Raw genomic sequence first — 12,055 nt, forward strand, 5'->3', positions numbered from 1 at the left:
ATCTAGCTAAAGGCGCGCCAACCCCGGTCAAGACCGGAACCAGAATAAAACAGGTCGAAACGTGGACGGACTGGGCTCGAAAATTCCTATCATCGACAGTGCCAATGCGCCCCTGGTGACGGTCCCCGACCTCGCTGGGCTCGAACCCGTGCAGACGCTGAAACGGCGCTGGCCCATGGTGATCGGGGCGATCATCACCCTCGCGATGATCGGGGGGCTCGTCCGCGAGCTGTTCGGATCGGGCCTTGCCGGCCTGAGTCGCGCCGTGCCGCACGACCCGCTTTTCTACGTCGCCTTCACCCTGTTGTATCTCGCGCCGCCGGTCGGCGACTTCATCATCTTCCGCAAGCTGTGGCGCATTCCCCTGTCCGGGCTGGCCGCGCTGCTGAAGAAGCGGATCGCTAACGACGTGGTGCTCGGCTATTCGGGTGAGGCCTATTTCTACGCCTGGGCGCGGCAGCGCTCGCAGATGGTGGCGGCGCCGTTCGGTGCGGTGAAGGACGTCAGTATCCTGTCCGCGATCGCGGGCAACGCCGTCACCCTGGGCATGATCGCGATCGCGCTGCCGCTCGGCGTAGATCTGCTCACGCCGATCCAGCTCCACACCGTGGCCACCTCGGCAGCGATCACCTTCGCCATGTCGCTGCCCTTCCTGATCTTCTCGAAGCGTGTCTTCTCGCTGCCACGCCGCACCCTGTGGTGGATCTTCATGGTCCACGCCATCAGGCTGATCTCCGGATCGGTCTTCCTCGCCTTTGCCTGGCACTATGCATTGCCGACCGTTTCGATCGGCATGTGGCTGATCCTCGGCGCGGCACGACTGCTCGTCTCCCGGCTCCCATTGGTGCCGAACAAGGACCTTCTTTTCGCCAATTTCGCGATCATATTGATCGGGCAGGATGCAGAGCTTTCGGAACTGATGGCGATGACGGCTGCCCTGGTGCTGCTCGTGCATGTCATCCTGATCGGTTCCTTCAGCCTGTACGGCTTGCTGAGGACGAAGAATGTCGTTGCGTAAATCTCTCGCGGGCATCGTGCTGTGCGGCGCGATGATCGTTCCGCTGGCGGGCCAGGCTCAAGCCGGCGTGCTCGGCCCGGACAGCACGGCGTGCACCAGCGGCGCTGGACCGGCAATCCGGGTCAATGTTTCCGGGCTGAAGGATCGCACCGGCGAGCTGAAGCTCGAACTCTATCCCGCGACCGAGGCGGATTTCCTGAAGGACGACCGCGATCTCATCAAGGAAGGCAAGTTCTTCCGACGGGTCCGCGTACCCACGCCCCAATCGGGCGCGATTACGATGTGCATTAAGGCGCCAACGCCGGGCCACTACGCGCTGCTGTTCACGCACAATCGCGACGGCCGGAACAAGTTCGATTTCTGGAGCGACGGCGCGGGATTCCCGAGCAATGTGAAGCTTGGCCGGACGCGCCCCAAGCTGAACATGGCGATGATCAACGTCGGCCCGGGCGTGACCACCACCGATATCCAGGCGCAATATCTGCGCGGCCTTGGCGGCTTCGGCCCGATTAAGCCGAAGAGCTGAGGGCGGCATGCGAATCGTCGACGTCAACGAATTCTATTCACCCACCGGCGGCGGCGTCCGCACCTATATCGACCGGAAAATGGGAATCATGTCCGAACTGGGGCATGAGCTGATCGTGATTGCCGCCGGCCGCGAAGACCTGGTCGAGGAACGGCCGGGCGGCGGCAAGATCATCTACGTCAAGGCATCGCGCCTGCCCTTCGACAAGAATTACGGCCTGTTCTGGGATGCGGCACCGGTCACCCGCCTGCTCGACGATCTCAAGCCCGATCTGGTCGAGGCATCCTCCCCCTGGCGGCCGGCATGGATCGTGGGACAATGGCAGGGAGACGCCGCCAAGGTGTTCTTCATGCACAACGACAATGTCGCCGCCTATGCTCTGCGCTGGTTCGAGGGCCTTGCCGCGCAGGACCGGATCGAGCGCGCCTTCGCCTGGTACAGCCGCTATATGAGCCGCTTCCTCGACAATTACGACGCGGTGGTCACCAACGGCCCGGCGCTGGAGAAGCGGCTCAAGGCCCGCGGCGTCCGGATTGACGCAGCGATGCCACTTGGCATCGAGCGCGGCCACTTCTCCCCCACCCTGCGCGACGAGAAACTTCGGTCGGCTCTGCTCGCCCAGTGTGATCTGCCACCGGAAGGCCATTTGCTGCTCGGGCTCGGCCGGCACCATCCCGAGAAGCGCTGGCGGCTGGTGATCGACGCGGTCGAGCGGGCGGGATCATCGCTCCCGGTCGGCCTCATCCTGCTGGGCACCGGCGTCGAGAGCCGGACGATCGAGAAAAGGATCGCCGGATCGCCACATATCCGCATGTTCCGCCCGGTTTATGACCGCGAGCGGCTGGCGCGGATCGTGGCGAGCTGCGACGCGCTGATCCACGGGTCAGAGGCAGAGCCGTTCGGGCTGGTCGCGTCGGAAGCGATGGCGGCGGGCCTGCCGCTGATCGCGCCCGACACGGGCGGCTGCGCGGAAATCGCCGATCCTCATTGTTCCGAACTCTATACGGCACGCGATGCGCAATCCGCGGCGGTTGCCATCCACCGGCTGTTCGCGCGAGACCAGTCGATCCTGCGCCGCGCCGCGAACGTCGCAGCCGGCAAGGTGCGCAGCGATCGCGAGCACACCATCGAACTGATGGACTATTATACCAAGCTGGTCGCGGCGCGGCGCGAATCCGGCGGGACAAGCGCCGTCGCCTGACTCGATCGCGCGAACCGACGGCGCGTTTTAAGGGCGTCGGGACGCCCTTTAGGGGAAGGGGTTGACAGCGACTGCCCCTTTCCGGACAGGTACCTAGGGCAGCTTTGGAAGCCCGGCATCATATCGATAGCGGCGCTGCCAGGCATGAAGGCGACCGGATTTTGCGAGAAACAGGCGAACGGTCGATCATCCGGAGTCGACAGCTCTCGCGCCTCCTGAGCGTCGCGTCATTCCTGGCAGCCTATGCCCTGGCGATGTTCCTGTTCTTCCGGGAACCGATCCTCAGTGGATTCGATCTGGGATTTGGCGACCGCGGCGATTCGCTGATCGAGATCAGCCTGCTCGAGCATTGGCGGAATGTCTTCGTCCATGGGACTGTCTGGAACCTGCCGGCCTATTTTCACCCCTATGGCGATACCCTTGGCTATAATGACGGCTATTTCCTGTACGGGCTGGTCTATTCCTTCTGGCGCCTGTTCGCCGACCCGTTTCACGCCGACACGCTGAACATCTTCACGTTCAAGACGATCGGTTTCGCCTCCGCCTACGCGCTGGTCTCGAGGAGCCTCGGGTGGGAGAAACCGATCGCCCTGCTGATCGCGATCCTCTTCACCATCGCGAGCGGGATGGCGATCCAGGCGGGCCATGCGCAACTCCACACGATCGGGCTCCTTCCCGTCGTCTCGATGCTGGGGCTCGGCATGGTGCGAGCGGAACGGGCAGGGCGGCCCGGAAAGAGCGCCGCGTTCGGCTGTGCCTTCGCGGCCGTGATGGCGGCCTGGTTCATCACATCCTATTATCTGGCCTGGTTCACGATGCTATTCGCGGGCGTGCTGGCGCTGTGCTGGCTCTGGAAGACCGGCCAGCTCGCGCCACGAAAGGCAATAGTCCTGGCGCGCAGGCATATCGTCTCGCTCGCGGCAACAGGGTCAGCCTTCGCGCTCTGCATCGTTCCGTTCCTCATGGTCTACCTTGCCAAGCTGGCCGAAACGGGCGGCCACGGCTACATGATCAGTCCGCTGGTCACGGTCGCCGATCTCATCAATGTCGGGCCCGGCAATTATGTCTGGGGCTGGATTTTCCAGATCCTTGAGGCGCTCTTCAAGGCGGTCGTGCCCGCCGGATCGACCTTGCCCCAGCGCTTCCTGCGCGGGGAGCATGAAACTGGCTTTCCGCTGGTCCTGTTCGCGCTGACGATCCTTGCCCTTTACCGGGTGCTCGGCAGGGGGAAGACCGTGCCCGCGCCGCCGCCGGCGTCGATCGATATGCGGGTGTTCGCGCTGGCGATCGTCATCAGCTGGGCACTGACGCTGCAGCTCTGGATCCTGTCGCCCTGGGGTCTCGTGCACTTCCTGGTGCCCGGCGCGCGCGGCATTCGCATCGTCCTCCGCTATCAGCTCTTCCTGGTGCTGCCGGTGCTTCTGCTGGTGTTCGCCGTCTATCGCGACCGCGCGATGCGGTTGATCCGCGCAAGCCCGTGGATCGCCACAGCAATCGCCGGCTTCCTCATCGGCGAACAGCTCAGCGCCGAACCCGCCGCGCAACTCAGCCGCGCGCGGCAGATACGGGACTTGTGGCATATTCCCGCGCCGCCGACCGGCTGCCTGAGCTTCTATGTCGTCCTCGCCCGGACCAGCGAGGAGGTTTCGACCAAGGCTGGCAGCGCCCTGAAGAAGAATCCGAAAGACGGGGGCGGCAACGGCCTGTATCCGCACAATGTCGATGCGATGCTGCTCGCACAGCTTTGGCGCGTGCCGACGATCAATGGCTTTTCGACCTTCAATCCACCTGACTGGAACTTCGCGAACTCGACGTCGCCCGATTATGATGCGCGTGTCGCGGCCTATGCGAACAAGCACGGGCTCCATGGGGTCTGTCGCCTGGACGTGCGCCAGCCACAACCGTGGAGTCGCACCATGGAATGAGGGTGAGCCGGGCCTGAAACCGCGCGATTCCCCCCTAGTCCGCGCGGCGAGTTGACGTGCCAGGCCCCGTCACGGATGGCCGGCGCAAAACATCTTGAAAGTTTCTATGGCCGCGCTGCCTTCACGCCGACTGCCATCCGCCTATATCGCCGCCGCCATGGTTCTATGTTCGATCGCATTGGGCATGCTGGTACCGATCTACACTGATGAAGTCGGCTGACGATTTCAGGCACGGGTGACAATTGACGGCGGCGTGGACCGTTTCGTGGCGGAAAACTGCGGACTCAACACACTCGCCGCACCTCCGATGTTTGTCGGACCGCTTCGGCATCCAAGTGCCGCCCTGAACACGGCGTTCCCCAATCCGCTCACTATTCGAATAGTGGGCGTGTCGTTCGCGCTGGCTTGGCAGGCGCTGCTCTGGGGCCTGGTCGGGCAGCTCAGCGGAACGCGCGCCGAATCCAACAGTTTGAGAACGATTGGCTTCTCGCTGGCAAGCCTCTGCCTGCTTCCCTTCCTGCTGGTTATCAGCCGCCCGGAGCGGCCGATGAACAACCTCTTGAGGCTTCTCAACTAGAGCGGGCCACCCGACATGCCGGGTTCGCGACGTGCGAAAATCTCTATCGCCTGGTTGCCGAGCGTCCTGACCGCCTGCAAGCGGTAGTTCCGGCGCATTTCGGCCATCACCAGCGCCCGAAGGTCGGCGCGCTCACCGTGGTACGCCGGGCGCAGGACGACGATGGCAGGCTTCAGCGCAAGGATGCGCTCGATCTCCACCTGTTGATCGACGCCGATCGCGCCCTCCTCGCGCATGCGCCCGAGATGGCTCGGGAAGATATAGCGGGTCAGCGCGCAACGGCCGCTGGCGGGATAGAAGGCACTTTCCCCCGAATAAACGTAGAGGCAGCCCGGCCCGTGCCCGATCGTATCCGCGACGGCATAGAATTGCTCGGGCGTGCCGCGATTGTTGCGCTTGACCACCAGCGTCGTCTGGCCGCCGACAAAGGCAAGCAGCAAAACCGGCAACGCGACGCGCGGACCGGTGCGATGATCGCCGAAAAAACCGGCCGAGCAGATGGCGAGTGGCACCATCAGCGGCAGCGCATAATGTTCGAACCAGGACCCGAAAACGAGCAACCCGAGCGCCGCCGCGGCGGTCCAGGCGAAGAGCCAGCGCCGCACCCCGCGCGTCTCCCGCGTCCGCACCCCGTCCGAGCCGATCGCCAGCAGGGTCGCGGCGATCAGTGGCGAAGTGATCAGCAGAATCTTCACCAGATTGCCGATCTGCTCGAACATCGGATCAGGCTTGCGATCGAGGATCGAGGTGATGTTGGCGTAGAACCACGCATCGCTCGCGCCGAGCGAGGCGAAGGCGAGCCAGGACAGGATCGTCGGCACCAGCGCGACCGCGACCAGCCCGGCGCCATAAGGCAGGATCGCCCAGCGCGCGCCGGATCGCCAGTCGCGCCACAACAGCCACAGGCCGAAGAACATGCCTTCGAACACGACCGAATATTTGACTTGGAGTGCGAGGCCCACCAGCGCCATTCCCGCGAAGCCGCGCAGGCGCGGGGCGTGCTCCTCCGCCCGGGGAGCGATGAGCGCCGCGGCGGCAATGATCAGCAGATTGTAGAAGATCGGGGCCTGCCCGCCCTGCCCGTCAACGAAATTGACCCACAGGACATAAGCGAGCGCACCCGCCAGCGCGCCCCTGCCCCAGCCGGCGCGATCTGCGAGGCGCGCGATTAGCAGGGCCGTCGCCACCAGGCTGGCCAGCGCCATCACCTGATAGGCCCAGATGCCGAGCGGCATGCCGAGCGCCGCCGCCGGCAGATAGATCAGGAACAGGCCGACCGGCTTCCTGTCCCACACATCGACATAGGGAAGCGCGCCGTGAGACCAGGCCTGCGCCGCGACGAAATAGAATTCCTCGTCGACATGGACGACCGGGCTGCCGAAGGTGATCGCGCGGGCGATGATCGCCACGACGGCGATGACGATCAGTCGCCGGCCCGGCGTCGCAGGCGCCGTCAGCCGGTCAGCGGCCAGGGAAAATAATCGAGACATCGAACCAGCCCTTAGAAGCGATGGCACCTGCTGTCACGGAGCCGCCATAGAGCAGGTGCAGGGACAGCCGGCAGGAAGAAGGAAATGCCGATGCACCACCGGATCGATCGCCGCTCGTTCATGCTGACGGGGTCGCTTGGCCTCGGCGCCTTCGCCATTCCGGGCTTCGCCCAGACGCCCAATGTCGCCCATGGCACGGGCTTCACCCATTCGGTCGCGAGCGGCGAGCCGTCGGCCGATTCGATCCTGCTATGGACACGCTACGTCCCCGCCAACGGCGACGCGGTCGAGCTGAAGGCGGAACTGTCCGAAACGGCCGACTTCGCGAAGATCGTCGCGGGCGGCGTGCAGATCACCGGCCCTTGGCGCGACCATACCGCGAAGATCACCGTCGGCGGCCTCGCCCCCGGGCGGACCTATCATTTTCGCTTCGTCGCGCCGGACGGGAGCTTCTCGCCGACCGGCCGAACCAGGACACTGCCCGAGGGCACGGTGAAAAGCTTCCGCGCGGCGATCTTCTCCTGCTCGAACCTGCCCTTCGGCTATTTCAACGCCTATGCCCATGCCGCGGCGCGCGACGACATCGATCTTGCCGTCCATCTCGGCGACTATATCTACGAGTATCCGGCCGGCATTTATCCGTCGGTGCAGGAAACGGTACCTGGCCGGCGGATCGAACCCGCGACCGAGATGATCCACCTCGCCGATTACCGGCTGCGCTATGCAAGCTATCGCGCCGATCCCGACCTGCAGAAACTGCACAGCCTGGTGCCGATGATCGTGCAATGGGATGATCACGAATCGGCGAACGACAGCTGGGAGGGTGGGGCGGAGAACCACCACGCTGACGAGGGCGACTGGAATGTCCGGCGCGCTGCTTCGATCCAGGTGTTCCGCGAGTGGATGCCGGTCTCCGACGAGCCGTGGAAGGCCTATGACATTGGTACGCTGGCGACGTTGTTCCGTACCGAGACCCGGCTGCTGGCGCGGACGAAGCAGCCCGAGATCGGCCCCCTGTTCAAGCAGGCCGATCCGGCAACGGCACTGAAGGCGTTCCGCGACGGTGCCTGGCAGGATCCGGCGGCGACCATGATGGGGTCGCAGCAGGAGGATTGGCTGGCGCATGCGATGCGGGCCTCCGTCAAGGCAGGCCAGCGTTGGCAAGTGGTCGGATTCGGTACGATCATGGGCGAAACGGTGATGCCGGCCGCGGCGGCGAGCTGGCTCGCGCCGGACGCGAGCCAGCGCTCCAGGGGCTATATCATGGCCGGCATCGCCGCGGCGAAAAGCGGCCTGCCGTTCAATTTCGACAATTGGGGCGGCTATCCCGCCGCGCGTGCGCGCTTCCTGAAATCCTCGCAGGCGCTGGGCGCCAACCTCGTCGTCATTTCCGGCGACAGCCACAATGCCTGGGCCTATGATCTCGCGCAGGACGGCAAACCCGCCGGCGTCGAATTCGCGGGGCATGCCATCACGTCCCCCGGGTATGAATCAGCGCTCGGGACCGATCCCAAGGCCGTCGCCGCGGCGCTGGTCGCGGCCAATCCCGAGCTGAAATGGTGCGACACCAGCCGACGCGGCTATATGGCGATGACCCTGACGCCCGAGCGGGTGAGCAACGACTGGGTCATGGTCGATACGATCAAGACACGCTCGGCCAAGGGAAATGTCGGCTACAGCACCAGCATCGCCCGTGGCCGCAACGTGATGGCGTGAGATAGCCCGGCACGCTTGACTCGCCCCTCGTAATGCCGTGCTGGCGAATCGAGGGGAGAGGGCAGCTGACGGGGACAGGCGAGCAAGGCGGGATTTCGGCCACCGCCTATCGGCGCGAGATCGACGGGCTGCGCGCGATCGCGGTGCTGGCGGTGGTGCTGTTCCACGCCCGCATCCGTGGCTTTCCGGGCGGGTTCGTCGGCGTCGACATCTTCCTAGTCATTTCGGGCTATCTGATCACACAGCTCATCCTGCGCGAGAGCGACGCCGGCCGCTTCACCCTGATCGGCTTCTACGAGCGGCGCGTGCGGCGGATCATGCCGGCGCTGCTGGCGATGCTCGTCGCATCGGGCATCGCTGCCTGGATCTTGCTGCCGGCCGACTTCCGCACCTACGGCCAGAGCCTCGCGGCGATCGCCTTGTTCGGCTCCAACCTGCTGTTCTGGGGCTGGGAGGGTTATTTCAGCCTCACCGGTGAAGCGACGCCGCTGCTCCACACCTGGTCGCTCGCGGTGGAGGAGCAATTCTACATCCTGTTCCCCACCCTCCTCCTGATGGTGCGGCACAAGGCCCGGACGACGCGCACCGCCCTCATCGCGGCGGGGCTGGTCTCGTTCGCCTATGGCGTCTGGGCATTGCAGAACGATCCCGGCGGCGCCTTTTATTCGCCGCTGTCGCGGGCCTGGGAATTCATGGTCGGCGCACTGCTCGCCACCGGCATCCTGCCCCCACCGCGCCGTCGCAGGCCGGGCGATGCAGTCGCGCTGATCGGACTCGCCGCGATCGGACACGCCATCTGGAGCCTCTCCGAACGATCGGCCTTTCCTGGCGCCAACGCTCTCGAGCCGGTGCTGGGCACCGCTGCGATCCTCTACGGAACGCAGGCGCCCGGGTCGCGCATCGGACGGGTGCTGGGCACAACGCCGCTGGTGGCGATCGGGCTGATCTCCTATTCGCTGTATCTCTGGCACTGGCCGCTGCTCGTGTTCGGCAATTACTATCTGCTCGGGCCCTATCGCTTCGTGCGGCTGGGGATGGTGCTGCTCGCCTTCCCGATTGCCTGGCTTTCCTGGCGCTATATCGAGCGCCCCTTCCGCAAGCCCCGACTGCTACTGCCCAGGCGGACGCTGTTCCTGGGCGCGGCGGCCGCAAGCGGCGCGCTCGCGCTCTATGGTATCGGCATCTACCTCGCCAACGGCCTGCCGGAACGCTTCGACCCGGCCGTACAGCACCTGAACGAACGTGGGCCCGAGCCCGATTACGGGTGCGCGGGCCAGCCGGTCGCCACGATCCGCACCGCCACGCGCTGTCGCATCGGCGCCGCGACGGCACGCCCCAGCTTCGTGCTGTGGGGCGATTCGCATGCGGCAGTCTATATGCCCGCGCTCGACATGCTGGCCCACCGCCATCACGTATCGGGATATGACCTGACCTCGCTTGGTTGTCCGCCGCTGTTGCCGATCCGCGCCCACGGAGAACAGGCGAACCAATGGATGTTCCTGGCGAAGAATAAGCAGGAATGCGTGGCCCGCAACGCGGCGGTGATGCGGTTCCTCGCCGAGGAACGGCCGCAGGTCGTCCTCCTGGCCGCCCATTGGAGCATCTACCGCGGCGGCAAGCACGCCGATCCGGAGCCGCCGGATGGCGACCGGCGCGCCTTTGAGGCGGGCGTGAAGCAACTTCACGCGCTCGGCATCGCGGTGCAGATCGTCCAGGACGTGCCGGATGCGCCCTTCGCCGAGCCCCGACGGCTTGCCAAGGCGCAGTTGCTGGGTGTGATGCGCCGGATCGAACCTGCGCGCGCCGACTATTTCCGCCGCGACGCCGCCTTCCGCGCCATCACGTCTGACCTCGAGCGACAGGGCCTTGTCAGCGTAATCGAACCGGCGGACCGGTTGTGTGGACCGCTGAGTTGCAGGATCACCGACGCCGGCTACCCGCTCTATTTCGATGGCAACCATCTGAGCGCACGTGGCGCGCGCTTCGTCGCGCCGGTGTTCGAGCCGATGTTCGCGACACTGCCGGGGCCCTCGCGTCCATAGAATCTCCGACGGCCCGCGGGCGTCGGCGTACCGCCCAGGGACGCCCCCGCCCGCCCATCCGTGAACAATCATCGGATGATCGAAACGCGGCAAGCGCCTAAGGCCCCGTTACACTCAACGCGACCATGGAGCCCAGCACAGTGATTACTTGCTACATCAGATATGAGCTCGACGCGGACAGGATTCCGGCCTTCGAACGATATGCCGCGATGTGGCTCGACCTGCTGCCGCGTTTCGGCGGGACCCATCACGGCTATTTCCTGCCGTCCGAGGGTGCGAGCGACGTCGCGCTGGCCATGTTCAGCTTTCCGAGCCTCGCTGCCTATGAACAATATCGAAAAGACGCGAGCATCGACCCCGACGTCGCCAAGGCAGTCGCCTTCGCGACCGAGAACCAGTGCTTCCGACGCTATGAGCGCTCCTTCTTCCGGCCTCTGTTGCCGAAGGACGCCTGATTCGACACTCGTCCGGCGCGGTGGTGGGCGCCGGGCCACCCCGACTGAAGGCCGGATCGGATGGCAGCCCCCAAATCCGATTGAAATATAACAATAAAATCGCCCCCCAGATTAAGGCATCAGAAAAGCGAAAACCCAGGCGGCGATTTTCGCTGATTGGGTAATGACCCGATCATCCCAGCGATTCCTCGATCAGCAGCAGGCCGAGGAAACCGATGAAGAACATGCTGGTAACAAGCGGCGTGTCGGGATTCGCATGCGCCTCGACGAGCAGTTCCTCGGTCACGAGATACAACAAGGCCATAAGGCCAAAACTCAGGAAGCCGGCGATCACCACCGGCGGCAGCGCGGCGACTGGCACGGCGACCAGCGCACCGATCGGCAGCATCAACGCCAGTCCCGCGACGATCGCGATCACCCGCAGCTTCGACCGCACCCCTTCCGCGAGTTCAGTCGTGACCGACAGGCCAAGGAAGAGCACTTCAAGGGTTAGCGCGATGGTGAGCAACAGCCCGGCCTTTGCCCCCGCGATGAAAGCCAGGCCGAGCACGAGCCCATCGACAAGGATATCGAGGCCGACCGCGACAAGCAACGCGACCTTGCCGGCAAAGCGCCCCTCGATCTGCTTGAGGCCAAGCATGACCGCGATGCCGAAGCCGCCACCGATCAGCGTTGCCGGGGGTGATGCCTGATGCAGCACCTGGGGCAGGATCTCGGTGGCGGCGGCGGCGAACACCACGCCTGCGGCGAGGTGCTGCATCGCGCTGATCACCGCATCGCCGGGCCGGCGGATGACGGCGACGAGGGATCCGAGCAGGACTGCCGCCACCGGCACCAGCGTATAGGCGAGCGCGGACATCAGCCCCGCCGCCCCTGAGCGAAAGTGCCGCCGAGGATATCGACCACCACCGCACGGTCGCTTTCGGGAACGTGGCGGCGCCGGACACGCGCGGAACGGCCAAAGCCGATCATCGCCCCGAGCGTCGCCGTCCCGGCCAGCCCCACGTCACGCGCGGGGCTGGCGACGACTTCGAACACCTTGCGGCTCCCCAGACAGGCGGTTTCGCCGGTATGGATGCTTAGCAGGCCGACGTTGGACATTCGG

11 protein-coding genes are annotated in these 12,055 nt (G+C 65.1%); 8 read left to right on the forward strand and 3 right to left on the reverse strand.

The genetic code is table 11. The features are described from left to right. Positions 1–112: 112 nt before the first annotated feature. The 5 genes from NDN01_RS19155 (at position 113) to NDN01_RS19175 (ending at position 5,247) form a co-directional block, all read left to right on the forward strand. Positions 113–1,018, forward strand: coding sequence for a hypothetical protein (locus tag NDN01_RS19155; protein WP_272628314.1), 906 nt, complete (start codon positions 113–115; stop codon positions 1,016–1,018). Then, positions 1,005–1,544: a DUF2141 domain-containing protein gene (locus tag NDN01_RS19160; RefSeq protein ID WP_272623342.1), complete on the forward strand. Its 540-nt coding sequence runs from the start codon at positions 1,005–1,007 to the stop codon at positions 1,542–1,544. The genes NDN01_RS19155 and NDN01_RS19160 overlap by 14 nt, the downstream gene beginning before the upstream one ends. A 7-nt stretch (positions 1,545–1,551) precedes the next feature. Then, positions 1,552–2,745, forward strand: a complete 1,194-nt coding sequence (locus NDN01_RS19165) for a glycosyltransferase (protein ID WP_272623344.1) — start codon at positions 1,552–1,554, stop codon at positions 2,743–2,745. Between the two features lie 161 nt (positions 2,746–2,906). Continuing rightward, complete coding sequence (locus NDN01_RS19170; protein ID WP_272623346.1) at positions 2,907–4,670, forward strand: hypothetical protein; 1,764 nt, start codon at positions 2,907–2,909, stop codon at positions 4,668–4,670. A gap of 235 nt (positions 4,671–4,905) precedes the next feature. Beyond that, on the forward strand, positions 4,906–5,247 hold the full coding sequence (locus NDN01_RS19175; protein WP_272623348.1) for a hypothetical protein: 342 nt from the start codon (positions 4,906–4,908) through the stop codon (positions 5,245–5,247). Here NDN01_RS19175 and NDN01_RS19180 read toward each other — a convergent pair. Beyond that, a complete protein-coding gene (locus NDN01_RS19180; protein ID WP_272623350.1) occupies positions 5,244–6,737 on the reverse strand; it encodes a hypothetical protein in 1,494 nt (497 codons plus the stop codon). The genes NDN01_RS19175 and NDN01_RS19180 overlap by 4 nt on opposite strands. A 90-nt stretch (positions 6,738–6,827) precedes the next feature. On the opposite strand from NDN01_RS19180, the gene NDN01_RS19185 reads away from it, so the two are divergent. The 3 genes from NDN01_RS19185 to NDN01_RS19195 all read left to right on the forward strand — a co-directional run bounded on the left by NDN01_RS19185 (position 6,828) and on the right by NDN01_RS19195 (position 10,950). Then, complete coding sequence (locus NDN01_RS19185) at positions 6,828–8,453, forward strand: alkaline phosphatase D family protein (protein ID WP_272628316.1); 1,626 nt, start codon at positions 6,828–6,830, stop codon at positions 8,451–8,453. Positions 8,454–8,485: 32 nt separating this feature from the next. Next, positions 8,486–10,495 carry an acyltransferase family protein gene (locus NDN01_RS19190; RefSeq protein ID WP_272623351.1) on the forward strand — a complete coding sequence of 670 codons (2,010 nt, stop codon included), beginning with the start codon at positions 8,486–8,488 and terminating at the stop codon, positions 10,493–10,495. Positions 10,496–10,620: 125 nt separating this feature from the next. After that, complete coding sequence (locus NDN01_RS19195; RefSeq protein ID WP_272623353.1) at positions 10,621–10,950, forward strand: NIPSNAP family protein; 330 nt, start codon at positions 10,621–10,623, stop codon at positions 10,948–10,950. Positions 10,951–11,122: 172 nt separating this feature from the next. On the opposite strand, the gene NDN01_RS19200 is transcribed toward NDN01_RS19195, so the two are convergent. Continuing rightward, the gene (locus NDN01_RS19200; protein WP_272623355.1) at positions 11,123–11,809 is read right to left on the reverse strand and encodes a ZIP family metal transporter; all 687 of its coding nucleotides are present in this window, start codon (positions 11,807–11,809) and stop codon (positions 11,123–11,125) included. Further along, positions 11,809–12,051 (reverse strand): DUF190 domain-containing protein, encoded by a 243-nt coding sequence (locus NDN01_RS19205; RefSeq protein ID WP_272623357.1) that lies wholly within the window; start codon positions 12,049–12,051, stop codon positions 11,809–11,811. The genes NDN01_RS19200 and NDN01_RS19205 overlap by 1 nt, the downstream gene beginning before the upstream one ends. Positions 12,052–12,055 lie beyond the last annotated feature (4 nt).

Origin of the sequence: Sphingomonas sp. QA11, assembly GCF_028473665.1 — a bacterium.
Lineage (GTDB): Bacteria > Pseudomonadota > Alphaproteobacteria > Sphingomonadales > Sphingomonadaceae > Sphingomonas > Sphingomonas phytovorans.